The sequence below is a fragment of the Avibacterium gallinarum genome (assembly GCF_002921135.1).
Classification (GTDB): Bacteria; Pseudomonadota; Gammaproteobacteria; order Enterobacterales; family Pasteurellaceae; genus Avibacterium; species Avibacterium gallinarum.
Map to the genome: position 1 here is coordinate 1 of NZ_PQVJ01000021.1, position 25,510 is coordinate 25,510.

Consider the following 25,510-nt stretch of genomic DNA (forward strand, 5'->3'; position numbering starts at 1 on the left):
GAAGAGAAAGCGATAGAAACTTGGTCAAGTATAGATCGTGAAGATGATAAGGAGGTTTATGCTAAGAGTCGTTTGAGTTTAGGTTTTTTATATAAAGAAATTAATAACGAAGAGAAAGCGATAGAAACTTGGTCAAGTATAAATCGTGAAGATGATAAGGAAACTTATGCGAAGAGTCGTTTTAATTTAGGTGTTGTGTATAATCAGAATAAAAATACTAAGGAGGCAATAAAGAGTTGGTTAAGTATAAATTGTGAAGATGATAAGGGTATTTATAGTCAAAGTCAGTTTTTTCTTGGAAAGCTATATCGAAAAAATCAGAAAAATGAAGAAGCAAAAAAATGTTATAAAAATATAGTTAATTTTGGAGATGGTACCTTTGTTTATCAAGCTAATATATATTTAAGAATTCTAGAAATAGGTTATGAAAATAAGAAAAAGAAATTGACAGAGTTATCTGAAACAATAGATTTAATACTTAATGAATTACTTGTAGATCCAGATAAGGGTTTAGCCGATTGTTCAGAAGTTGCTCATTATAATCGTGCTTCTACCGCGTTTCTTTTATTAGGAGATAAGAAAAAGGCTAGTAGTTTTCGATTAAGTTCAATTAGAGGGGTAAATGATCCAAAAGAAGGAATGATGTTATATGAATATTTGAAATTAGATAAACTCGTTGAGCAGAGAGAGTTTATTTCCTTTATTAGTTGTTTTACTTTTAATCATGATAGTCTTAATCAGTTTAGGCTTTATGGTAAAGAAAATAATAGAGAGGCATCAGGTGTTAGTTTGGTTTTTAATGTGAATAAATTTTTTAGTTCTAAATATTTAGATAGATTTTCATCTTTTTCAACATTGGATGAGAATTTAGGAGCTAGAAAAGATAGTCCTGAAGAAAATAAGTTTCCTCTTTATCGTTGTATTTATATTGATCCTAAAAGTGATTATCTATCTATTGCTAAAAGAAGTAAGATTACTTTCTTTAGGCAGTATGAGGATGGGAAAGAGAAATGGGAAGAATATCAAGATAAATTAGAAAAGAGAGAAAATGCTGTAAGGAAAAAATTTAACTCAGTAAAAGAAATTATGAGTAAGATTGATAGTAATGACAATGAAGTCAAAGAATTAATACACGATATATTAATGCCTCTACAGTATTTAGTTAAGCATTATGCTTTTGAGGAAGAGCAGGAATGTAGAATGGTAAGCATACGTTCTTTAATAAAAGACTCGAAAATAAAGATAGATGAACAATATAATTCTATGTATATAGAATATCCTATTAGCGTTAGGGATGCTGTGGAAAAAGTCTATCTATCTATTGGTGCTAGAGATAAAGAGCCTTTTTTCATTAGAAAATTGGGTGATCATAGAAAAGTAGTACTTTCAGAAAACCCATTCAGACAAAAGTAAACAGTGAAAAATTCTCAAAAATCCCACCGCACTTTGTTTTTTGAGATTTTATTGTGTTCTCTAAAATTTTTGCGATCGTTATCGCAAAGAAAGTGCGGTGGTTTTTTCTTTTATTTTTCTTTTGGCTAAAATAGCGTTCAGGTTAGGCTGAAATTGCTAGATTAATCAAATAGAACTCTGTACAATCGCAACTCATTTTTTAAGCGGTAGAAATTTTCTTAATTTATAGCGGGTAAACTTAGCCTGAAAAAGCGAAAAAGTTTAGCTATATCAATGCCGTAATGTGTAATAACGAGGCTTTATGTTAGAACAGAATACAACTCAACAAGAAGGCTGCCAGCCTTCAGCAGAACCTAAGAAAAAAATCAATTTAATGAATTTAACACGTCAGCAAATGCGTGAATTTTTTCAAGAACTAGGGGAAAAACCGTTTCGTGCGGATCAATTAGTCAAATGGATTTACCATTTTGGTGAAGACAATTTTGACAATATGACGAATATTAACAAGAAGTTACGCGAAAAATTAAAAGCCGTAGCGGAAATTAAAGCGCCAGAAGTGGCGGTGGAGCAGCGTTCTGCGGACGGCACGATCAAATGGGCAATGCAGGTGGGCGATCAGCAGGTGGAAACCGTGTATATTCCTGAAGCTGATCGTGCGACCCTTTGTGTGTCTTCCCAAGTGGGCTGTGCGTTGGCTTGTACTTTTTGTTCCACCGCACAACAAGGGTTTAACCGCAATTTAACCGTAGCAGAAATTATCGGGCAAGTGTGGCGTGCCTCAAAAATCATTGGTAATTTTGGTGTAACGGGTGTGCGTCCTATCACGAATGTGGTGATGATGGGAATGGGCGAGCCTTTGCTTAACGTGGCAAATGTAGTGCCAGCTATGGAAATTATGCTTGATGATTTTGCTTACGGTTTATCAAAGCGCCGTGTTACCCTTTCCACTTCTGGGGTTGTGCCGGCCTTGGATAAATTGAGCGAAATGATTGATGTGGCATTGGCTATTTCTTTGCACGCACCAAATGATGAATTGCGTGATGAAATTGTGCCGCTCAATAAAAAATATAACATCAAAACCTTGATGGATTCCGTTAATCGTTATTTATCGGTGTCTAACGCTAATCACGGTAAAGTAACCATTGAATATGTGATGTTGGATCACGTTAATGACAGCGTAGAACACGCCCATCAGTTAGCGGAAGTATTGAAAAATACGCCTTGTAAGATCAACTTAATTCCTTGGAACCCGTTCCCTGAAGCACCTTATGCGAAAAGTTCTAATACGCGTATTGATCGTTTCCAGAAAACGTTGATGGAATATGGATTCACGGTTATTGTACGTAAAACCCGTGGTGATGATATTGATGCTGCCTGCGGACAGTTAGCTGGCGATGTGATTGACCGCACGAAACGCACCGCACAGAAAAAGCGTTTTGGCAGCCCAATTAATGCAGTGCAAGTGCAATAAGTAGAAATTATTAACAAAGGAGAGAGAAAAATGAAAATGCGTCAATGTTATCTGGTTATGCTTTTTTCTCTCTTGCTTTGCGCTTGCGTTTCACCACAAACAAGCCAAGAAGATTTTGACAAGCAACAAGCCGCAAAAGCCAGAGTGGAGCTGGGTATTGGCTATTTAGAACAGCGAGAGCTGAGTTTAGCTAAACAAAATCTGGATAAAGCGTTGGCTTATGCGCCTAATTATTATTTAGTGCATTCTGCATTGGCTTATTTTTATCAACTACAAGGCGATAATGAGCGAGCCGAAAACGCCTATTTAACCGCATTAAAATTAGATGATAAGCAAGGCAACGTGTTCAACAATTACGCCGTGTTTTTATGCAAACAAGGCCGTTTTACACAGGCCTATCAGCAATTTCAACAAGCCTTAAATTCACCCAATTATTATCAACAAACGGATACCTACGAAAATCTCGCCCTTTGCGCTTTAGCAGAAAAAAATACCGCACTTTATCAACAGTATCGGGAATTGCTAGAAAAAGTAGCACCAGCCCGTGCCAAATTGCTGCCTTTAAGTGTGATGCAACAATAAATTTCTCTTAGGTTTTTGGGAAAATTAAAGCCGTTTTTCATTGCCGATTTGCATCACCCGATTTTCTTTCTTAATTCGTAAGAAATTCATTGATTAATGGTTGCAAAACGGGAATGACAACTTTAAACTTTACCTTTTGAATTTTAACGCTGAGTGCCTTGATTTTCGCATTTTGTTAATGTGTCGCGCTGAGTGAAATACTACAATTAAATTTTAAGAGAATTCCTTATGGCAACCTCAAATGAGAACCAAGAAACCATTCAACAAAGTTTAGGCGAACATTTTCGCCAAGCGCGAGAAGCATTAAATTTATCGTTAGAGGATGTTTCTAAACAGCTCAATTTACGTCCTTCAATTTTAGAACGCTTGGAAAATAATGAGTTTACTCATAGTTCTATTTCAGCAACTTACATCAAGGGGTATATCCGCAATTACGCAAAATATTTGCGTTTACCTGAAAGCCTTTGGTCGTCCGTAGTAAATTCCCTTGAGGAAACAACGAAAAATGATTTAACTCGTGGCGTGCGTGCAACTCAAGCTGTGAATGAATATTCTTCACATAACCGTTGGATCGGTTGGGTATCAGCGATTGTTGTTATTGCTTTGTTAGCTGTAACCGCGCTTTGGTGGTGGGAAAACTATCAAAAATCGAATGCAGAACGTGATGATCTAGTGCAAAACTATGTAGAAACACAGCAAGAAAACAGTACGCAAAATAATAGTGCAACCTCACAAGAAAACGTGATTGCACTTACACCTAAAGCCATTGATGCGGAAAAAACAGCACAAAATTCTACCGCACTTTCTCAACCTGTTGCGGCACAGCAGCCTACACCGGCAGAAGAAAATAAAACAAGTCCAAAAACGAGTGTAGAGAATGCGCAGCCACAAGTTACAGCTGTTCAATCTGTGAGTGCAGAAAATACGGATCGCCAAGCGGCGCAATCTGAAACTTCAGCACAAGTATTACAATCAGAAATGAATAAAATTAATGCAGGTGAAAATCTCAGTGCAGTGAAAAGTGCGGAAGAAAATTCAGAAGTTTCTACCGCTGCAACCAATGATGTGTTGCGCATTGAAGTAACTGGCGCGAGCTGTTGGATTCGTGTGCGTGATGCGAATCGCAAAGTGCTAGCAGAAAAACTGTATAAACAAGGTGAAGTGCTAAGTTTTGATCAAGATATGCTTTATGATTTAATCATTGGCGTACCAAGCAACGTAAAAATTACTTATAAAGGCGAGGCTTATCCACTTAAAGTTGATGGCCGTGTCGCAAGATTCAAATTGCAATAAGCAAAGAGAAAGAGATTACAAAGAGATAGCAATGTCGTCATTTAAACCGAATATTAAACGTCGTGAATCGACAAAAATTTATGTAGGCAACGTTCCAGTGGGTGGTGATGCACCGATTGCAGTGCAATCTATGACTAACACACGCACCACGGACGTAGAAGCCACAGTCGCACAAATTAAAGCCCTTGAGCGTGTCGGTGCAGACATCGTGCGCGTTTCTGTGCCAACAATGGACGCCGCAGAAGCCTTCAAATTAATTAAGCAACAAGTGAATGTGCCATTGGTGGCAGATATTCATTTTGATTATCGAATCGCCTTGAAAGTGGCGGAATATGGCGTGGATTGTTTGCGTATTAACCCTGGTAATATCGGGCGTGAGGATCGTATTCGTGCCGTGGTGGATTGTGCCAAAGATAAGAATATTCCGATTCGTATTGGTGTCAATGCAGGATCGTTGGAGCGTGATATTCAAGAGAAATTTGGTGAACCTACGCCTGAAGCCTTGCTAGAAAGTGCCTTACGCCACGTTGAGATCCTTGATCGTCTTAACTTCGATCAATTTAAAGTGAGCGTGAAAGCGTCTGATGTCTTCCTTGCGGTAGAAAGTTACCGTTTATTAGCAAAAGCGATCAAACAGCCGTTGCATTTAGGGATTACCGAAGCAGGTGGCGCAAGAGCAGGAGCGGTGAAATCTGCTGTTGGCTTAGGAATGTTATTGGCGGAAGGCATTGGCGATACTTTGCGCGTTTCGTTAGCCGCTGATCCCGTAGAAGAAATTAAAGTAGGGTTTGATATTTTGAAATCCTTGCGCATTCGTTCGCGCGGGATTAATTTTATTGCTTGCCCAACTTGTTCTCGTCAAGAATTTGACGTGATCGGCACAGTAAATGCCCTTGAGCAACGCCTTGAAGACATCATCACACCAATGGACGTATCAATCATTGGCTGCGTGGTGAATGGGCCAGGCGAGGCACTTGTGTCAGATCTTGGCGTTACTGGCGGTAACAAGAAAAGTGGTTATTATGTTGATGGCGAACGTCAAAAAGAGCGTTTTGATAACGAAGATTTAATCAACCAATTAGAAGCGAAGATCCGTGCGAAAGTCGCACAGCAAGATCCAAAAAATCGAATTATTTAAGGAAAATATTGTGGCAAAAACAATTCAAGCAATTCGTGGAATGAATGACTGCGCACCAACGGAAAGCCCGTTGTGGCAATGGGTGGAAGACAAAGTGCGTAACGTTCTGCAAAGTTATGGTTATTCTGAAGTGCGTATGCCGATTGTCGAAAGCACCCCGCTTTTTGCGCGCGCCATTGGTGAAGTTACCGATGTGGTTTCAAAAGAAATGTACACCTTTTGGGATAATGATGAGCAGCTTACCCTTCGCCCTGAAGGCACAGCAGGTTGCGTACGCGCTGCCATTGAACACGGTTGGATTTATAATAACGAACAGCGTTTGTGGTATATGGGGCCAATGTTCCGCCACGAACGCCCACAAAAAGGGCGCTATCGTCAGTTCCATCAAGCTGGGGTAGAAGTGTTTGGCATTTCTAATCCTGAAATTGACGCGGAATTAATCTTGCTTACCGCGCGTTTATGGAAAGAATTAGGCATCGATCAGCACGTCAGCTTACAGCTTAATTCTATTGGTTCATTAGAAGCGCGCAAAAATTATCGCTCTGCGTTGGTTGAATTTTTACAGCAACATATTGATTTATTAAGCGATGAAGAAAAAGAGCGGTTAGAAAAAAATCCGTTGCGTATTTTGGATAGCAAAAATCAAGCGTTGCAAGAAGTGCTTAACGGCGCACCTAAATTGTTAGATTATTTAGATGAAGAAAGTCGCACGCATTTTGCCCAGCTTTGTACCTTGCTTGATGAAATGGGGATTGCTTATGAAGTGAATCCAAAATTAGTGCGCGGCTTGGATTATTACAACAAAACTGTGTTTGAATGGGTAACCAGCGCCCTCGGCGCACAAGGTACAGTGTGCGGTGGTGGCCGTTATGATGGCTTGGTTGAACAGCTTGGTGGGCACGCCACCACAGGCGTTGGCTTTGCAATGGGCTTAGAGCGTTTAGTCTTATTGGTGCAAGAAGTGAATCAGCATATTGACCTACCAAGAGCGGTGGATATTTATGTGGTTCATACGGGAGAAGGCACAACCTTGCCGGCTTTCCAATTGGCCGAAAAACTTCGCACAGATTTACCGCACTTACGCATAATGACACATTGTAGCGGCGGAAATTTCAAGAAACAGTTTAAGCGCGCAGATAAAGTGGGCGCAAAATTTGCCCTTGTTATTGGCGAAAGTGAAGCACAAAATCAGCAAGTGGTGGTAAAAGATTTGCTTGGTGGCGAACAGCAAGTTTTAGCGCAAGCTGATGTGGTAGATTTTTTAAAGACAGCATTTTAATAAGGAAACATTATGGCTTATAGCATTGAAGAAGAACAAGAACTGAATGAACTGAAAACTTGGTGGAAAGAAAATGGCAAATTGGTTGTCGCGATTTTCGTGCTAACCCTTGCAGGCGTTTTTGGTTGGCGTTATTGGCAATCTCATCAAATTGCGCAAAATCAACAACGTTCAGCGCAGTATGAGCAACTTGTTAGCCAATTTCAGGCGGATAAAGCGAATGTGGCGAGCGTAGAACAATTCGCACAAAGCAATGACAAAACTGCTTATGCCGTGTTTGCCTTATTAGATGCCGCCAGTATTTCTGTGCAAAAACAAGATTTCGCGCAAGCAGAAAATTTGTTAAAACAAGCCTTAGCCAATGCAGATGATGACATCTTGCGTTCGGTAAGTGCATTACGCTTGGCTGCAGTGCAGTTCCAACAGCAGCAATTTGATAATGCCTTAGCTTCGCTTGATCAAGTTAAAGGGGACGCGTGGAACAGCGCAGCATTCTTATTAAAAGGCGATATTCAACTTGCAAAAGGCGATAAAGAAAGTGCCAAAGCCAGTTTTGAACAAGGTCTAAAAAATGCCAGCCCAGTGGAAACGGATTTAATCCAAGTGCGGTTGAATAATTTATAATTTTTTAAGGCTTGCAAGTGCAAGCCTTTTTTATAACTAAATTTGGTCAGCTATGAATAGTGTATGTAGTCAAAGCAGCGGAATAGCGAAAATATTCTCTATATCTCTCGTGATATAATGAATCACGTTAATAGCTAAGGCATTAAGGGAAGCCCATTATTGTTAGGCTGTTAATATTTAAGCTATTCTTTAGCTGTATGTAATGCTCTATAGAATTATATGGAGATTGAAAATCCACATGTGTTACATGTGGATTGTTGGCTTTATACCATAGACAAAAGGAAAGAAAGCAGCAATACAAGCTTAATCGCTTTGAGTTTATTCTTCCATATACCCCAGACTGCGCAAGGCACGTTCGTCATCGGCCCAGCCTGATTTCACTTTCACCCAAAGTTCTAAATGAACTTTGTTGTCAAATAAGCGTTCCATATCGGCGCGTGCTTCTGTGCCGATCACTTTGATTTTTTGCCCTTTGTTGCCGATAACCATTTTTTTCTGGCCATCGCGTTCAACCAGAATTAGCGCGTTGATTTCATAAGTACCGCGTTCGTTCGTTTTGAACTGTTCGATTTCAACAGTTACGGAATAAGGCAGCTCTTCGCCCATAAAACGCATTAATTTTTCGCGAATGATTTCCGATGCCATAAAGCGTTGTGAACGGTCGGTAACGTAATCTTCAGGGAAATGATGTACGCCCTCGCGCAAGGATTCACGCACAATTTTTTCCAATTCTTGCACGTTGTTGCCACGTTGTGCCGAAATAGGAATAATGGCTTTAAAATCAAATTTTTGGCTGATTTCGGTGATAAATGGCAGTAAATCCTCTTTATCTTTGATATTGTCGATTTTATTTATCGCCAACACCACAGGTGCTTTAGCACGGCGCAGTTTATTTAGCACCATTTCATCATCGGCATTCCAATGCGTGCCGTCCACCACGAAAATGATTAAATCCACATCGCCAATGGCACTGCTTGCTGCGCGGTTCATTAAGCGGTTAATGGCACGTTTTTCTTCAATATGCAGCCCCGGGGTGTCCACATAAATGGCTTGATAAGGGCCGTCTGTTTGAATCCCTAAAATGCGGTGGCGAGTCGTTTGTGCTTTTCTTGATGTAATGGAAATTTTTTGCCCTAAGATTTTGTTTAATAAGGTAGATTTCCCCACATTTGGACGCCCTACGATAGCAATAAATCCGCAGTAGGTTGGCTGTTCTTGGTGATGTTCTGTTGTTTGTGTCATTTTATATCCAATATTTTTAAGATTTGTTCTGCGGCGGCTTGTTCTGCTTTACGGCGGCTCGAACCTACGCCAATAAAAGTGCGGTCAATTTTTTTGATTTTTTCCACACGACATTCTACGGTAAAGGTTTGGTTATGCGCTTCCCCTTTAATATCAATTACCTTGTAGCTCGGCAAAGGGAAATGGGACGCTTGCAAATATTCCTGTAAGCGGGTTTTAGGGTCTTTTTGGTTTTCCCCTGGTTTGATATTTTTTAGCAGATCTTGATACCATTTTCGCGTAACTTGCGTACTCGTTGGCAGATCTTGATCAAGCGAAATTGCCCCAATAATGGCTTCCACGCAATCAGCTAAAATAGATTCGCGGCGAAAGCCACCGCTCTTTAATTCGCCCGGCCCAAGTAGCATATATTCGCCTAGCTCAAATTCACGCGCCAGTTGGGCGAGGGTGGGTTCGCGCACAAGGGTGGCTCGCATACGGCTGAGTTCCCCCTCGTTGCATTTTGGAAATTGCTGATACAAGGCATCTGCAATGGTGTAGTTTAAAATCGCATCGCCTAAAAATTCCAAGCGTTCATTGTGATTTTTCGCCGCACTTCGGTGGGTTAGTGCTTGCTTAAGCCAATTAATATCTTGGAATTGATAGCCAATTTTACGCTGTAAGCGTTCTAAGTTTTTTGTCATTATTCTGATTATTCGATTTTATTCAATTTTGCTAAACATTCTTTCAAAGCGCAGACCTGTTGGCCATTCGCCTTGTTTTTTATCAAGGCTTAGCCAAATATATTTCGCTTTGCCGACAATATTTTTCTCTGGCACAAAGCCCCAAAAACGACTGTCTGCGCTGTGATTACGGTTATCCCCCATCACAAAATATTCCCCTTCTGGCACAACCCATTCGGTGATGTAATTTTGTTGGTTGCGGTAACCTTGATACAAGTAAGTGGCGTTCGGCGGTTGTGGATCCCAATGAATTTGATGGGTTACATCGCCTGTTTCGGTTACTTTTAACGGGTGAACATTGCTATATACCGGCTTACCTTGGCGATCTTGCCCGATAATAATGTTGAAATCCGCATCAGGTTGCGGTTCGCTATAAGTAAACGCTTTAGTTACGCAATTTTCCGTACATTCTTTGCCGTCTTTGCCATAAGTAATCGTAATATGGCGATCCGCTTCGTTATATTCAATGCGATCCCCTGGAATGCCGATAATGCGTTTAATGTAATCCACATTTGGCTCTGGTGGCGCTTTAAATACGATAATATCGCCACGCTGCGGCTTACCTGTTTCGATCAAGGTATTTTGAAAAACAGGATCTTTAATGCCGTAAGCATATTTTTCTACCAGTAAGAAATCGCCCACACGCAAGGTCGGTTCCATTGAGCCAGACGGAATCTGGAATGGCTCAAATAAGAAAGAACGCAAAATCAAAACAAAAGCAAGCACAGGAAAAAGTGAAGCTAAAAACTCACCGCTCTCTGAAATGGGTTCAATTTTGGCTTTTTCTTCTTCGCTTAACGATTTTCCGCTACGCTGTTCAACACGCTGAATTTGGCGCTCACGTCTAGGCTGCAGTGCAAAACGATAATAAGCCCAAAGCGCGCCACAAAGTGCGGTTAATAAAATCAATAAAATGGTGAAGGTATTTGGCAAGCCTAAATGCTCCAACCATTTCCATATTCCATAACCTGCGGCAATTAATAGAATAAAAAATATGTTTGATTTTGACATTCTCTTTCCTTGTTAATCTTTGCCAACGTGTAAAATGGCTAAAAACGCTTCTTGTGGCACTTCAACGTTACCTAAAGATTTCATTCGTTTTTTACCTTCTTTTTGTTTTTGTAACAGTTTTTTCTTACGGCTTACGTCCCCACCATAACATTTAGCGAGAACGTTTTTACGCAACTGTTTCACCGTTGAACGTGCGATAATATGATTACCAATGGCCGCTTGGATCGCAATATCAAATTGCTGACGTGGAATCAGCTCACGCATTTTTTCCACTAATTCACGACCACGATAAGGGGCGTTATCTTTGTGGACAATCAACGCCAGCGCATCAACACGTTCACCGTTGATCATAATATCCACACGCACCATATCGGAAGCTTGGAAACGTTTGAAACCATAATCCAACGAAGCATAACCGCGCGAAGTGGATTTTAAGCGATCGAAGAAATCCAGCACCACTTCACCCATTGGAATTTCATAGGTCAGCGCTACTTGGTTGCCGTGATATACCATATTGGTCTGCACGCCACGTTTTTCAACGCACAGGGTGATCACGTTACCCAAATAAGTTTGCGGCAACAGCATATTACATTCTGCAATCGGCTCACGAATTTCGCTAATATTATTCAGCGGTGGCAATTTTGATGGGCTATCTACATAGATCACCTCACCGTTAGTTTGCAACACTTCATAGACTACGGTTGGCGCGGTGGTGATTAAATCAAGATTATATTCACGTTCTAAACGCTCTTGAATAATCTCCATATGCAATAAGCCTAAGAAGCCGCAACGGAAACCAAAGCCAAGTGCGGTGGAATTTTCTGGCTCATAGAATAAAGAGGCATCGTTTAGGCTTAATTTACCTAGCGCATCGCGGAAAGCTTCATAATCGTCTGAACTAATCGGGAATAAACCTGCATAAACCTGTGGTTTTACCTTCTTAAAGCCTGGTAACGCGGTGCTTGCAGGATTATTGTGTAGGGTTAAGGTATCCCCTACTGGCGCGCCTAAAATATCTTTAATTGCACACACAACCCAGCCCACTTCGCCGCAGTTTAACACTTGGGTATCCACTTGTTTCGGGGTAAAAATCCCTAAGCGATCCACGTTGTAAGATTGCCCAGTGGACATCACTTTGATTTTATCGCCTTTGCGTAGCGTACCATTTTTAATACGCACGAGAGAAACCACGCCAAGATAGTTATCGAACCAAGAGTCAATAATCAAAGCTTGCAATGGGGAATCAGGATCGCCCTCAGGTGCGGGGATTTTTTTCACAATTTCTTCTAGCACATCTTCAATGCCCTGCCCTGTTTTAGCAGAACAACGCACGGCGTCCATCGCATCAATGCCCACAATGTCTTCAATTTCTTCCGCCACACGTTCTGGCTCAGCGGCAGGCAAGTCGATTTTGTTTAACACAGGCACCACTTCTAAATCCATTTCAATGGCGGTATAGCAGTTTGCCAAGGTTTGCGCTTCAACGCCCTGCCCTGCATCTACCACAAGCAACGCGCCCTCACAAGCCGCAAGGGAACGTGAAACTTCATAAGAAAAATCCACGTGTCCTGGAGTGTCGATAAAATTCAGCTGATAGGTTTCTCCGTCTTTCGCTTTATAATTGAGCGTTACGCTTTGCGCTTTAATGGTGATTCCACGCTCACGCTCTAAATCCATTGAATCTAATACTTGTTCCGCCATTTCACGGTCGGATAGCCCACCACAGGTTTGAATTAAACGATCGGAAAGGGTTGATTTCCCGTGGTCAATATGCGCAATGATTGAAAAGTTACGAATGTTCTTCATATTTTATAAATAAACTAAACTCTAAAATTTGACAAAATTTAACTGGGCGATTGTACCTGAATATGTGTTGCTATGCTATATGAAAGGGAAAGTATTTCTACTTTTGGAAGATTTCGTGAAGAAAACATTAATGCCTTTGAGCGTTTGAATTTATTTTTAGTTTTAAATAAAAAAAGTCAGAAATTACAAGAACTTTTATCATTCTTACCGCTCTAACAAGCACAAACTTTTTTCTTTTTTAGGAATATTATGAACTGCCTTAAAAAACGACTTGGTGCATTTTCCCCTATTTTTATTTTTTCTGTATTAATCTCATTATTTTATCTATTAGCCGATTGTTACTTGGCATTTGGCAAGCCGATCGCATTTCTGCCGTTGAAGGCTGGCTTCCTCTATTCTTACAAGGCATTAGGATTGATGTAGCAAGCCTATGTTGGTTATTTGCCTTGCCCATTTTGCTCACTTGCTTTCTGGCCGGTAGTGGCTCAGTTGGACGGCTGGTAAATGGCTTCGTGCGCGTATGGCTCGTGTTAAGTGGTGTGTTTATTATTTTTATGGAAATTGCCACACCTGCTTTTATCGAAACCTATGATTTCCGTCCAAACCGTTTGTTTGTGGAATATTTAGTCAATCCAAAAGAAGTGTTTACTATGCTCGCAAACGGCCATATTCTGGCGTTAATTTTAACTCCAATTTTGACCGCACTTTTTGCTTATGGCTTCTGGCGACTGTCTGCTAATTTATGGAAAAATGTGTCTTATCCAAAATGGTATTGGCGACCTGTGGTGTTCTTACTTGTCGGCGCACTTACCTTTATCGGCGCGAGATCAAGTTTTCAGCATCGCGGTATTAACCCAGCAATGGTGGCATTTTCTTCTGATCCCTTAGTGAATTCTTTAGTATTAAATTCTAGCTATTCCGTAATGTTTGCCATTCAGCAAATGAAAGACGAAGATCGCTCTTCTGAAATTTACGGCAAAATGCCACTAGACGAAGTGGTGGCAACCCTTAAACAGGTAAGAGGGCGACCTGCCAGTGATTATATTTCTGACAGCTTGCCAACAATGACAAAAAACGTGGCGAGCTATCAAGGCAAGCCAAAAAATTTAGTGATTATTTTGGAAGAAAGCCTTGGTGCGCAATTCGTCCAAACCCTAGGTGGCAAGCCCCTTTCTCCGCATTTTGATGAATTGGCAAAAGAAGGCTGGTTGTTTGAGAATCTTTATGCCACAGGTACACGTTCTGTGCGCGGTATTGAAGCGGTAACCGCTGGATTTACCCCAACGCCAGCCCGTTCGGTGGTGAAATTATCCGGTTCGCAAAATAATTTCTTCACCATTGCGGATTTCTTAAAACAGCAAGGCTATCAAACTTCGTTTATCTATGGCGGAGAAAAGCACTTCGACAATATGGCGAGTTTTTTCTATGGCAATGGTTTTGAAACCATTATTGATGAAAAAGATTATAAAAATCCACGCTTTACCGCCACTTGGGGTGTGAGCGATGAGGATCTTTTCGCCAAAGCCAATGAACAATTTAGCCAATGGCAAACAAGTGGAAAACCATTCTTTAGTCTGGTGTTTACGTCTAGCAATCACGATCCGTTTGAGTTTCCTGATGGCAAAATTGAACTTTATGAACAGCCTAAACAAACCCGTAACAATGCTGCGAAATACGCCGATTATGCCTTGGGGTATTTTTTCCAATTAGCGAAAAAATCCAATTACTGGCAAGATACCGTGTTTTTAGTGATTGCCGATCACGATTCGCGCGTGAATGGTAGCACCTTAGTGCCTATTAAGCATTTCCATATTCCAGCTCTGATTTTAGGGGAGGGGATTGCACCACGCCGTGATAACCGCTTAGTGAGCCAAATTGATATGCCGACTACTTTGCTTTCGTTGATCGGAGCGAGTGGCAATTATCCAATGCTCGGTTATGATTTAACCCAGCCGCAAGATCCGAATCGTGCGCTAATGCAATTCGACCGCACAATGGCTTATCGCAAAGGGGACGATGTTGCGATTTTACAGCAAAATCAACCTGTACAAGGCTTCCGTTATGATGCGCAAGCAGGAAAGCTCATTCCAGCGGAGATTCCCGAAGCAATGAAAAAAGAAGCCTTAGCTTACGCTTTGTGGGGCAGCTATGCTTATAAGCAAAAGCTGTATCGCACGATGCCAGCTACAAAATCGAAATAAAACAAAGTGCGGTGCTTTTTGACGGAATTTTTTCTTTCAATATAAGAAAATCTTCCTTGCCCCTTGCTCAGTGGTTAAGTTTTGATATGATAGCCCGACTATTTTTTCATAAACCAAGAAGATAAGAGATAACAAAATGGCCGATGATAGCCAAAATACTGGCTTAGAAACAGCAAACAAAAAGAGCTTTTTACATTCTCTTTTTGGGCGATTTTTCCAAGGTGAGCTGAAAAATCGTGAGGAATTAGTGGAGGTGATCCGTGATTCCGAACAGAATGAATTAATCGATCAAGATACCCGTGAGATGATCGAAGGGGTAATGGAAATCGCTGAATTGCGCGTACGTGATATTATGATCCCGCGCTCGCAAATTGTGTTTATTGAAACAGATCAGGATCTGGATTCTTGCTTGGAAACCATTATTGAAAGTGCTCACTCACGTTTTCCTGTGATCACGGACGAAAAAGACAACATCGCAGGGATTTTACACGCCAAAGAATTGCTCAAATTTTTGCGTTCTAATGCAGAAGAATTTGATTTACTTTCCTTACTTCGCCCTGTGGTGATCGTGCCAGAAAGTAAGCGGGTGGATAGAATGTTAAAAGATTTCCGTTCTGAACGCTTTCATATGGCGATTGTGGTAGATGAATTTGGTGCGGTGTCGGGATTGGTAACCATTGAAGATATTTTGGAACAAATCGTTGGTGATATTGAAGATGAATTTGATGAAGAAGATGTGGCGGATATTCGTCAGCTTTCGCGTCATACTTACGCAGTGCGCGCATTAACAGATATTGAAGACTTCAACCAGCAATTCCATACCCATTTCGCCGATGAAGAAGTGGATACCGTGGGCGGTGTAGTAATGCAAGCCTTTGGTCATTTGCCGAAGCGAGGCGAAGAAATCACCCTTGAAAACCTGCATTTCAAAGTTACTTCCGCAGACAGTCGCCGCATTATTCAGTTGCGCGTTACCGTGCCTGATGAATGTTTGGAAGAAATGGAAACTCACGAAGAAAATAACGATAGCACTCAATGAAATCAGCATTAATTTATCTCATTGCTTTATTGTCAGGGGGATTAGGCGTTTTTGCCTTTTCTCCTTTTGATTTTTGGGGCGCGGCCTATGTTTCCCTATTGGGATTATTATGGGTGGCAAAAACAGTGAAAAAAAGCACCGCACTTTGTGGCGCATTTTTATGGGGCTTGAGCTTTTTTACTTTTGGGGTGAATTGGCTACACGTTAGTATTCACCAATTTGGTGGTTCACCTTTGTGGCTCAGCTATATTTTGGTGGTGTTGCTAGCGGCTTACCTTGCCCTGTTTCCAACGTTGTTTGCTTATTTAATTCAACGCTTTAAGGTGAATAATCTGGCACTTTATCCCGTGCTTTGGACATTCACCGAATTTTTACGCGGTTGGTTATTTACTGGCTTTCCGTGGTTGCAATTTGGCTACACACAAATCGACAGCCCATTTTCAGGGCTTGCGCCCATCTTTGGTGTGCAAGGGCTAACTTTCTTTGTAATGTGGGTAAGTGCGGTGCTTTTTTCGCTGATTTCTCACCTATTACAAAAAGATAAGAAATGGTTGGTGATCACTTCACAATCGGCGTTGTGTTTAATTGTAAGCGGTTTAGCGAGCTGGTCATCGTGCGCCAATTATACGCAAGAAAAGCCAGAAAAAGCCCTAACCATCACCCTTGTGCAAGGCAACATTGAACAAAATTTGAAGTGGGAACCTCATTATCTTGATCAAACCTTAGGGATCTATGGGCGTCTTATCGCTCAGCATTTAGGTAAAACTGATCTTATTATTTTGCCAGAAGCCGCATTGCCGACTTTAGAGAATGATATTCAGCGATTTTTACTTTCCTTGCAGCAAGCAACCAAAGATACTGGGACGCAAGTGATGATTGGCACAATTTATCAAGACTGGCAAAAAGGGAAATTATTCAATTCCATCATAAACTTAGGCGATCCTGATTTACCTTATAGCGAGCAAACTAGCAACCGCTATAACAAACATCATCTTGTGCCATTTGGTGAATATGTACCGTTGGAAAGTTTGCTGCGTCCACTAGGCTCGGTGTTTAATTTACCGATGTCAGCGTTCCAATCAGGGGAAGAAATTCAGCAACCATTTTTAGCCAAACAGCGTAAATTTACACCTGCAATTTGTTATGAAATTATTTTCGGTGCGCAAGTGCAGAAAAATCTGCACGCAGAAACGGATTTCTTACTGACCATTTCCAATGATGCGTGGTTCGGCAATAGCACCGGCCCTTGGCAGCATTTGCAAATGGCAAGAATGCGTGCGTTAGAATTAGGCAAGCCTGAAATTCGCGCCACTAACACAGGAATCACTGCCTTTATTGATGCCAAAGGTCAGGTGATCGCCCAAGCACCACAGTTCGTGGAAACCACCTTAACCCAGCGTATTGCACCAACCGTAGGCAAAACCCCTTATGCACAATTAGGTGATATTCCATTGTATTTATTATGCTTTTTGCTAGTAATATTGCGAGGTGTGAATCTCTTGTTGTGGCGAATGATGCGTAAAAGAGCGGTGTAAATTTTGCAAATTTTTTCTTTCGTAGAAGCAAGCGTGCAAATGAATTAATGCTTGCTTTCTAAACGAAAAAGCGTATTATAGCCGTCTAGACGCAAAAACATCTAAACAAATTTATTTAAGACTAAAGGAAAGCTATGTCATCTTATTTATTTACTTCTGAATCTGTGTCAGAAGGACACCCAGATAAAATTGCCGATCAGATCTCTGATGCGGTATTAGACGAAATTTTAAAACAAGATCCGAAAGCCCGTGTGGCCTGTGAAACCTATGTAAAAACAGGTATGGCCCTTGTGGGCGGCGAAATCACCACATCAGCTTGGGTGGATATTGAAAATCTTACCCGCCAAGTAATTTGTGATATTGGTTATAAACATTCTGATATGGGCTTTGATGGCCATTCTTGTGCGGTGCTAAACGCCATTGGCAAACAATCTTCCGATATTAATCAAGGTGTGGATCGTGAAAGTCCGTTAGATCAAGGGGCGGGCGACCAAGGCATTATGTTTGGTTATGCCACCAATGAAACCGAAGTGTTAATGCCTGCGGCGATTACCTATGCACACCGCTTAATGGAACGCCAAGCGCAAGTGCGTAAAGACGGCACTTTGCCTTGGTTGCGTCCAGATGCGAAAAGCCAAGTTACACTAAAATATGAAAACGACAAAATTGTTGGCATTGATGCAGTAGTGCTTTCTACCCAACACGCGGAAGAAATCAGCCAAAATGCCTTGCACGAAGCGGTAATGGAAGAAATCATCAAGCCTGTGCTGCCAAGTGAATGGCTCGGCAAATACACCAAATATTTTATTAATCCAACAGGCCGTTTTGTGATTGGTGGCCCAATGGGGGATTGCGGTTTAACAGGACGTAAAATTATCGTGGATACTTACGGCGGTGCAGCGCGCCACGGTGGTGGTGCATTCTCAGGTAAAGATCCATCAAAAGTAGATCGCTCAGCTGCTTATGCGGCACGCTATGTAGCGAAAAACATTGTTGCCGCAGGCTTAGCGGATCGTTGTGAAATTCAGCTTTCTTATGCTATCGGCGTTGCAGAGCCTACATCTATTATGGTGGAAACCTTTGGCACGGGCAAAGTGAGCAATGAGTTGTTGGTGAATTTAGTGCGTGAATTTTTTGATTTACGCCCTTACGGCTTGATCAAAATGCTTGATCTTATTCAGCCAATCTACCGCCAAACCGCCGCTTACGGCCACTTTGGACGCGAACAATTCCCTTGGGAAAAAACCGACCGCGCCGCAGAATTAAGAGCAGCAGCTGGGGTGAAATAAACTAAGTGAGTTTGAAAAAAGCGCTATTGCAATATGTTGTAATGGCGTTTTTCATTTGCTTAGACAGGTAATAGCATAGTTGAAAAATTGTTGTTAAAAAGTGGCTGAAAGCCTTATAGTACAAGATATTAAGCAAATTGATCAAGTTCAAGCATTTAGATGGTGGTTCAGGATATAAATGCACGTACTACCATTGAAAGTTATTATCCCTATAACATCGTTATGTTTGAGGGCTTATGCAAATCTGAAATGCTATCAAAATTATCTTTTTACTTATGAAAAGCAGGGATTTAGGCTCTGAAAAAACAACTAATCGTTTAAAAAATGACCCTTTTTTCTACTGTGCAAATTTTTGTGATTTTTATAGCAGTAGGGTAGCCCCCCATTTAATAATATCAAAGAAGAATTTATTATCATTAGTGGCAACGCCGTTGCTTGCTTTGCTGTCTTCTTTGCTAACCTCTGCCATACCACTTTTATATTGCCCTTTCACCACGGCTAAATCATCGCGAGCTTTAAGGCGTAGCACATTACATTCAGCCTGAGTTAAAGGTTCAAATTCGGTTTGTTTGAATTTTTTGAATTGGTATTGTGCATATCCCATTGATTTTTCATCATCTTGAATGATTTTGAGGTACTCTTCACCGATAATGTTTTCTAATGGATAGAAGAACACATATTGCGCGTGGATATAAGCATCTTCTTTACTAAAATGCGCTTGCTGAATGCGAGTTAAATTGGGGTAAATACATTGTTCCGCTTGGCGACTTGCTGAAACCCAACGCTGTGCATCTTTATCGGATAACACATAATCTGCCCCAGCAAATTGAGCTGGAATAGGTGTTGTAGCACTATGCCAACTGCACGCCGCAACTAAACTCATAAAAAAAGTGAGAACGAATTTTTTCATTGTTAGCCTGCCAAGCGCTGTCTAGCAATTTCAAATAAACACACGCCCGTCGCAACCGACACATTCAGGGAAGAAACCGATCCCGCCATTGGAATACTCACCAACTGATCGCAAGTTTCGCGGGTTAAGCGGCGCATTCCGTCCCCTTCTGCACCCATTACTAACGCAAGCGCCCCCGTTAATTTGCTTTGGTATAAGGTTTCCGTTGCTTCCCCTGCGGTGCCAACCACCCACATATTATAATGCTGTTGTAACTCTCTTAGGGTGCGGGCTAAATTGGTTACACGAATCAATGGCACCACTTCTGCCGCCCCACAAGCCACTTTGCGTGCGGTGGCATTGAGCTGTGCTGATTTATCTTTTGGCACGATCACTGCACACACGCCTGCTGCATCAGCAGTACGCAAACAGGCTCCCAGATTATGCGGATCGGTTACGCCATCTAGCACCAATACAAGGGGATTTTGCTGATCGCGTAAAATACGATCCAGATCATTTTCATTTAATTCTTTGGCAGGTTGCACGCGGGCGATGATCCCTTGATGTACTTCGCCGTTGGCTTTTTTATCCAGCGTTTCGCGGTTAAGGAATTGCACGGAAATGCCAAGCTGATAAAGCGTATTGAGAACAGGCTGTAAGCGTTTATCCTCACGTCCTTTTAGCACATAAACTTCAATTAATCGTTCAGGTGCATTTGCCAAAAACGCACTAACCGCGTGGATTCCATAAATATTTTCAGACATTGTTATCCTTTAACATTGATACATAAAATTAGGCGGAATTATACGCTTGTTTGCCGTCCTTCCGCCAGTTTTTCGCAAGTGTATTTAATTAAGTGCGGTGCGATTTACGTTTATTTTTCTTAGCAGAAATTTCTGATTTTTTCACCGCACTTTTGTTTTTCGCTTTTTTCGTTGATTTAGTGGCGGATTTCCCTTTTTGTTTTTTCGCACTTTCAGCATAGCGGAAGCCTTTTTTCGCTTTATCCTTGGCGGTTTTGCCTTCGCGCCGTGGCTTGCGTTCAGTTCTGATGAGTGAGAAATCCACTTGGCGCTGTTCAAGGCTAACGGCTTCTACGCGCACTTCCACTTTATCGCCTAAACGATAAATCCGTCCGCTGTTTTCACCGATTAATTGCTGGCGGTTTACATCAAATTGGTAATAATCGTTATCCAAAGTTGAAATATGCACAAGCCCATCAATGAACAAATCATCTAAACGGACAAATAAGCCGAATCCTGTTACGGCGGAAATTACGCCCGTAAATTCTTCGCCTACGTGATCTTGCATATATTCACATTTGAGCCAGTCTGCCACTTCGCGAGTCGCGTCATCGGCGCGGCGTTCGGTCATTGAGCAATGTTCGCCTAGGTTATCCATTTCATCAAAGGAATAATGATAGTCGCCTGAATCTGTGGTTTTGCGTTTTGAACCTTGCAATTTAGCCAATAAGTATTTAATTCCACGATGTAATGTTAAATCGGGATAGCGGCGAATTGGTGAAGTGAAATGCGCATATTGCTCTAGTGCTAAGCCAAAATGCCCAATATTATCTGGGGAATAAATCGCTTGGCTGAGAGAGCGTAGCAACATGGTTTGGATAAGCTCGTGATCAGGGCGCTCTTTCACTTGTGCCAGTAATTTGGCGTAATCTTCGGTGGTTGGCTTTGCACCACCGCCTAGACTTAACCCTTGCTCTGCGAGATAAGCACGGAAAGCACTGAGTTTTTCTTCACTTGGCCCTGCGTGAATACGATATAACGCAGGTTCATTGTGGGTTTCCATAAAATTCGCCGCGGCAATGTTGGCTAAAATCATACATTCTTCAATGATTTTATGGGCATCATTGCGCACCACTGGCTCAATGCGTTCAATGCGGCCCATTTCATTAAACACAAATTTGCTTTCGATGGTTTCAAAATCAATCGCGCCACGTTGTTGGCGAGATTTTACCAAGGCTTGATAAAGATGGTGTAATTCTTGCAAATGGGGAACAAGGGATTCATAGCGCTGTTGCAATTCTTCATCACCTTCCAAAATGCGTGCCACTTTGGTGTAGGTTAAACGCGCGTGAGAATTCATCACGGCTTCGTAAAAGCGGTAATCGGTCATTTTGCCTTTTGGTGAAATACTGAGTTCACACACCATACATAAACGATCGACCTGTGGATTGAGCGAACACAAGCCGTTAGATAGCACTTCTGGCAACATTGGCACAACGCGATTTGGGAAATACACCGAGTTCCCGCGATTATAGGCTTCGTTATCTAGTGCCGTGCGCAGGCGAACATAGTAGCTCACATCGGCAATGGCAACCCAAAGTTTCCAGCCGCCTTTTTCTGTGCGCTGACAATACACCGCATCATCAAAATCTCGCGCATCTTCACCATCAATGGTGACTAAAGGAAGTTGGCGTAAATCCACCCGCCCTTTTTTTGCCGCTTCAGGCACTTCTTCGGTGAGTTTTTTGACTTGTTTTTGCACCGCACTTGGGAAAACGTGCGGAATATCGTGATTGCGAATGGCGATTTCGGTTTCCATTCCTTTTGCCATATTTTCGCCTAACACTTCAATAATCATTCCCACTGGGCGGGTAAACATTGCGGTGCGCGGTTTGAGTTCCACCACCACAACTTGCCCCATTCGTGCGCCATGGCGATATTCATTTGGGATCAAAATATCACGATTGATTCGGCTGTCATCAGGCACAACATAGCCAATCCCTTCTTCTAAAAAGAAACGGCCCACAATATGCTTTTTGCGTCCTTCAAGTAAACGCACGATGCGCACTTCTTGACGCCCTTTGCGATCAAAACCACTTGGCTGTGCAAGGACATAATCACCGTGCATAACTTGCTTCATTTGTCCATTTGGAATGAATAAATCTTGCTTTGCACCGTCCACTTGTAAAAAGCCGTAGCCTTCTTTATGCCCAATCACCATTCCTTTGATTAAGTCTAATTTTTCTGGTAAGGCATAGCGTTTACGTTTAGTAAAAACAAGTTGCCCTTCATTTTCCATCGCGCGTAAACGGCGACGCATTGCCTCTTGGCGCTCTTCATCGTGAATCGCCAAAACGGCATATAATTCTTCTTTTGACATTGGCGCATTATGATCACGAATAATATTGAGAATAAACTCACGACTTGGCACAGGGTTGCTATATTTTTTTAATTCCTGCTGATAATTTGGATCGGAAAGTGCGGTGGTTTTTTTGTTATTTTTTTAGCCATAATGATTTCCTTATAAGGCATAGATTGCTGTAAGTTTGACATTGCAGGAAGGGGAAAGCAAGGAAAGAATTGGGGGTATTTTAGGCAAAGTGCTTTTTATCGTTATTATTTGTAAAACAGCAAGGGGAACATACGCTTACAAACAAAAACCCAGCGCGTGCTGGGTTTTTTATCTTATAAAAAGCTGTGATTATTCAGCAACTACGATAAGACGTAAGTTTGCGAATACTTCACCGTGAAGTTGGAAACGAACTTCGTGTTCACCGGTAGTACGGATTAAACCGTTTGGTAAACGAACTTCGCTTTTCGCTACTTCAACACCACGAGCTGTGATTGCATCAGCAATATCACGAGTACCGATAGAACCGAATAAACGGCCTTCATCACCCGCTTTACTTGCGATGGTTACAGACTCAAGGGCTTCAAGACGCTCTGCGCGATCCATTGCTGCCACAAGTGCTTTCGCTGCTTTTTCTTCTAATTCTGCACGACGTGCTTCAAAATATTCAATGTTAGCTTTAGTTGCCATAACTGCTTTCCCTTGTGGGATTAAGAAGTTACGCGCATAACCAGATTTAACATTAACTTGATCACCTACATTACCAAGGTGAACAACTTTATCTAAAAGAATTACTTGCATTACCGTATTCTCCTTAATTACTGATTATCAGTGTATGGAAGTAACGCTAAGAAACGCGCGCGTTTGATTGCACGAGCTAATTGACGTTGATACTTCGCACGAGTACCGGTAATACGGCTTGGAACAATTTTGCCGCTCTCTGAAATATAGTTCTTTAACGTTGCGATATCTTTGTAATCGATTTCTTGAACGTTTTCCGCTGTAAAGCGGCAGAACTTACGACGACGGAAATAACGTGCCATTTGGCTAGTCTCCTAATCTATAAATTCGATTTGCTCGGCATGTAATACTAATTGACTTAAACCATTTGCAGATTTATGTGAAGTGATAAACCCCACAATCAATAAATTACTGCCGACCGTAATGCTTTGAGTTTTTGCAATTAACTGATTGCCACTAACTTGAACTGCGATTTTACACCACGCTTGACGGGGTAATCCTGCCTCTTGTTGTTCAGAACGATGCTCTAAATAAAAACGGCAGTGTTCAATTCCGTTAGGGCTTTTGCTTCGTTTGGGAAAGTCGCTGACTTGACCAATTAATGAGAAGCGATTATCAATCTTTGAATTACTCTTCAGCATCCTCAAAATCGTTGTTTTCAACTTCAGCTAAAGGTTTACGCTCTTCGCGTGCTTTAACCATTGGGGACGCTTCTGTTACGGCGTGCTTAGTACGAATAATTGCGTTACGAAGAACTGCGTCGTTGTAACGGAAAGTTGTTTCTAGCTCGTCGATGACTTCTTGAGGCGCTTCTACATTCATTAGCACATAGTGTGCTTTGTGTAATTTGTTGATTGGGTAAGCTAATTGACGGCGACCCCAATCTTCTAAACGATGGATTTGACCGCCCGCTTCTTTAATAGAATTGGTATAGCGCTCAATCATCGCTGGTACTTGTTCGCTTTGGTCCGGATGAACCATAAACACGATTTCGTAGTGACGCATTACTGCTCCTTACGGGTTAATCAGCCTCCGACTGTAAGACCAGCTACCAATCTTGCGGAAGCAAGGAACGAAAATGATGATGTAGCTGTAAGGTGTGCGATTATACAGGATTAGCGAAAAAGCACAAGGGGAATTTATGTTATTTTATAAGGAAATTTTGAGTTTCAAATTGCACACTTTTAATATATGTAAAAAGCATCAATTTACTCAAAATTACTCAAAAAATTTCGCAAAAAACAACCGCACTTTAATGGAACTTATTCAGCAAAGCCGATGAGCATTACAATTCAAAGATAGCTTGTAAAACTCAGGCTCTTGTCACCTCATCGCTAGCTTTGTAAACACTAGTATTTATAAACAAAAGTGCGGTGCAATTTTTCTGAATTTTTTAATAGCGAATAAAGCAAATAAATGAGTTACATCCACGCATTATTACGAATGATCCCTACCGCAATGCCTTCAATTTCAAATTGTTCTGTTTCAGCAAGATCAACCACAATTGGCTCAAACTCTTCATTTTCTGCGTGGAGATAAACAATCGAGCCTTTGCGCTCAAGGCGTTTTACGGTAACTTCGTCTTCAATGCGAGCCACGATCACTTGGCCATTGCGTACGTCTTTGGTGCTATGCACGGCTAATAAATCGCCGTCTAAAATGCCGATGTCTTTCATTGATTGACCATAGACTTTCAGCAAGAAATCCGCTTGCGGTTTGAACATATTAGCATCTACTTTATAAGTGCCTTCAATATGCTGTTCTGCTAAAATAGGCTCACCTGCGGCGACACGCCCAATAAGCGGCAAGCCCTCTGATTCTTCTTCCGTATTTTCTTCTGCAAGCAAACGAATACCGCGCGATGCGCCTGGGATAATTTCAATTACGCCTTTTCGTGCAAGGGCTTTAAGATGTTCTTCTGCCGCATTTGGTGAGCGAAATCCCAATTCACGCGAAATTTCCGCACGGGTAGGTGGCATTCCTGTGGTTTCTAAGTGGCGTTTTAGTAGATCATAAACTTCTTGCTGACGGGCTGTGAGGGCTTTCATCATTGTCATTTTATTCCCCTGTTTTTATATACATATTCACTGGTATTATATACAGAAACAGAATTGTTGCAATCTTCTTTTGTTTTATTAATGG

The 25,510-nt window shown here is 41.5% G+C and carries 22 protein-coding genes and 1 pseudogene; 11 read left to right on the forward strand and 12 right to left on the reverse strand.

The window, feature by feature from the left end:
- From C3007_RS08300 to C3007_RS08330, 7 genes are all read left to right on the forward strand, one after another.
- The coding region (locus C3007_RS08300; RefSeq protein ID WP_123772540.1) for a tetratricopeptide repeat protein at window positions 1–1,413 on the forward strand (1,413 nt) is incomplete at its 5' end.
- Between the two features lie 301 nt (window positions 1,414–1,714).
- A complete protein-coding gene (gene rlmN / locus C3007_RS08305) occupies window positions 1,715–2,884 on the forward strand; it encodes a dual-specificity RNA methyltransferase RlmN (protein ID WP_103854013.1) in 1,170 nt (389 codons plus the stop codon).
- 30 nt (window positions 2,885–2,914) lie between these two features.
- On the forward strand, window positions 2,915–3,466 hold the full coding sequence (pilW, locus tag C3007_RS08310) for a type IV pilus biogenesis/stability protein PilW (RefSeq protein ID WP_103854014.1): 552 nt from the start codon (window positions 2,915–2,917) through the stop codon (window positions 3,464–3,466).
- Window positions 3,467–3,694: 228 nt separating this feature from the next.
- On the forward strand, window positions 3,695–4,759 hold the full coding sequence (locus C3007_RS08315) for a RodZ domain-containing protein (RefSeq protein WP_103854015.1): 1,065 nt from the start codon (window positions 3,695–3,697) through the stop codon (window positions 4,757–4,759).
- A gap of 31 nt (window positions 4,760–4,790) precedes the next feature.
- Window positions 4,791–5,897 carry a flavodoxin-dependent (E)-4-hydroxy-3-methylbut-2-enyl-diphosphate synthase gene (gene ispG / locus C3007_RS08320; RefSeq protein ID WP_103854016.1) on the forward strand — a complete coding sequence of 369 codons (1,107 nt, stop codon included), beginning with the start codon at window positions 4,791–4,793 and terminating at the stop codon, window positions 5,895–5,897.
- A 10-nt stretch (window positions 5,898–5,907) separates the two neighbouring features.
- A complete protein-coding gene (gene hisS / locus C3007_RS08325; RefSeq protein WP_103854017.1) occupies window positions 5,908–7,176 on the forward strand; it encodes a histidine--tRNA ligase in 1,269 nt (422 codons plus the stop codon).
- Between the two features lie 12 nt (window positions 7,177–7,188).
- Window positions 7,189–7,800: a YfgM family protein gene (locus C3007_RS08330; protein WP_103854018.1), complete on the forward strand. Its 612-nt coding sequence runs from the start codon at window positions 7,189–7,191 to the stop codon at window positions 7,798–7,800.
- 318 nt (window positions 7,801–8,118) lie between these two features.
- On the opposite strand, the gene era is transcribed toward C3007_RS08330, so the two are convergent.
- The 4 genes from era to lepA are packed head-to-tail and all read right to left on the reverse strand — an operon-like array spanning window position 8,119 to window position 12,581.
- The gene (gene era / locus C3007_RS08335) at window positions 8,119–9,042 is read right to left on the reverse strand and encodes a GTPase Era (protein ID WP_103854019.1); all 924 of its coding nucleotides are present in this window, start codon (window positions 9,040–9,042) and stop codon (window positions 8,119–8,121) included.
- Window positions 9,039–9,725, reverse strand: coding sequence for a ribonuclease III (gene rnc, locus C3007_RS08340; protein WP_103854020.1), 687 nt, complete (start codon window positions 9,723–9,725; stop codon window positions 9,039–9,041). The genes era and rnc overlap by 4 nt, the downstream gene beginning before the upstream one ends.
- Window positions 9,726–9,743: 18 nt before the next feature.
- Window positions 9,744–10,775, reverse strand: a complete 1,032-nt coding sequence (gene lepB, locus C3007_RS08345; protein WP_103854021.1) for a signal peptidase I — start codon at window positions 10,773–10,775, stop codon at window positions 9,744–9,746.
- Between the two features lie 12 nt (window positions 10,776–10,787).
- Window positions 10,788–12,581: a translation elongation factor 4 gene (gene lepA, locus C3007_RS08350; RefSeq protein WP_103854022.1), complete on the reverse strand. Its 1,794-nt coding sequence runs from the start codon at window positions 12,579–12,581 to the stop codon at window positions 10,788–10,790.
- A gap of 326 nt (window positions 12,582–12,907) precedes the next feature.
- On the opposite strand from lepA, the gene C3007_RS08355 reads away from it, so the two are divergent.
- From C3007_RS08355 to metK, 4 genes are all read left to right on the forward strand, one after another.
- The gene (locus tag C3007_RS08355) at window positions 12,908–14,782 is read left to right on the forward strand and encodes an LTA synthase family protein (protein WP_243397679.1); all 1,875 of its coding nucleotides are present in this window, start codon (window positions 12,908–12,910) and stop codon (window positions 14,780–14,782) included.
- A 136-nt stretch (window positions 14,783–14,918) separates the two neighbouring features.
- Complete coding sequence (gene corC / locus C3007_RS08360) at window positions 14,919–15,821, forward strand: CNNM family magnesium/cobalt transport protein CorC (RefSeq protein ID WP_103854024.1); 903 nt, start codon at window positions 14,919–14,921, stop codon at window positions 15,819–15,821.
- Window positions 15,818–17,356, forward strand: coding sequence for an apolipoprotein N-acyltransferase (lnt, locus tag C3007_RS08365; RefSeq protein WP_103854025.1), 1,539 nt, complete (start codon window positions 15,818–15,820; stop codon window positions 17,354–17,356). The genes corC and lnt overlap by 4 nt, the downstream gene beginning before the upstream one ends.
- A gap of 134 nt (window positions 17,357–17,490) precedes the next feature.
- Window positions 17,491–18,645 (forward strand): methionine adenosyltransferase, encoded by a 1,155-nt coding sequence (metK, locus tag C3007_RS08370; protein ID WP_103854026.1) that lies wholly within the window; start codon window positions 17,491–17,493, stop codon window positions 18,643–18,645.
- Between the two features lie 361 nt (window positions 18,646–19,006).
- Here the strand turns inward: metK and C3007_RS08375 are convergent, their stop codons facing one another.
- The 8 genes and pseudogenes from C3007_RS08375 to lexA form a co-directional block, all read right to left on the reverse strand.
- The gene (locus C3007_RS08375) at window positions 19,007–19,528 is read right to left on the reverse strand and encodes a DUF5358 domain-containing protein (RefSeq protein WP_243397678.1); all 522 of its coding nucleotides are present in this window, start codon (window positions 19,526–19,528) and stop codon (window positions 19,007–19,009) included.
- A gap of 29 nt (window positions 19,529–19,557) precedes the next feature.
- Window positions 19,558–20,298, reverse strand: coding sequence for a 23S rRNA (guanosine(2251)-2'-O)-methyltransferase RlmB (rlmB, locus tag C3007_RS08380; protein WP_103854028.1), 741 nt, complete (start codon window positions 20,296–20,298; stop codon window positions 19,558–19,560).
- 88 nt (window positions 20,299–20,386) lie between these two features.
- Window positions 20,387–22,756: pseudogene (rnr, locus tag C3007_RS08385) on the reverse strand (ribonuclease R); the annotation flags it as partial.
- Between the two features lie 222 nt (window positions 22,757–22,978).
- Window positions 22,979–23,428, reverse strand: coding sequence for a 50S ribosomal protein L9 (rplI, locus tag C3007_RS08390; RefSeq protein ID WP_103854029.1), 450 nt, complete (start codon window positions 23,426–23,428; stop codon window positions 22,979–22,981).
- 17 nt (window positions 23,429–23,445) lie between these two features.
- Window positions 23,446–23,670, reverse strand: coding sequence for a 30S ribosomal protein S18 (rpsR, locus tag C3007_RS08395; protein ID WP_035687245.1), 225 nt, complete (start codon window positions 23,668–23,670; stop codon window positions 23,446–23,448).
- Between the two features lie 12 nt (window positions 23,671–23,682).
- Window positions 23,683–24,009 (reverse strand): primosomal replication protein N, encoded by a 327-nt coding sequence (priB, locus tag C3007_RS08400; RefSeq protein WP_103854030.1) that lies wholly within the window; start codon window positions 24,007–24,009, stop codon window positions 23,683–23,685.
- Window positions 23,996–24,373, reverse strand: coding sequence for a 30S ribosomal protein S6 (gene rpsF, locus C3007_RS08405; RefSeq protein WP_103854031.1), 378 nt, complete (start codon window positions 24,371–24,373; stop codon window positions 23,996–23,998). Before rpsF ends, priB begins: the two co-directional genes overlap by 14 nt.
- A gap of 416 nt (window positions 24,374–24,789) precedes the next feature.
- Window positions 24,790–25,425: a transcriptional repressor LexA gene (lexA, locus tag C3007_RS08410; protein ID WP_165779971.1), complete on the reverse strand. Its 636-nt coding sequence runs from the start codon at window positions 25,423–25,425 to the stop codon at window positions 24,790–24,792.
- Window positions 25,426–25,510: the final 85 nt, after the last annotated feature.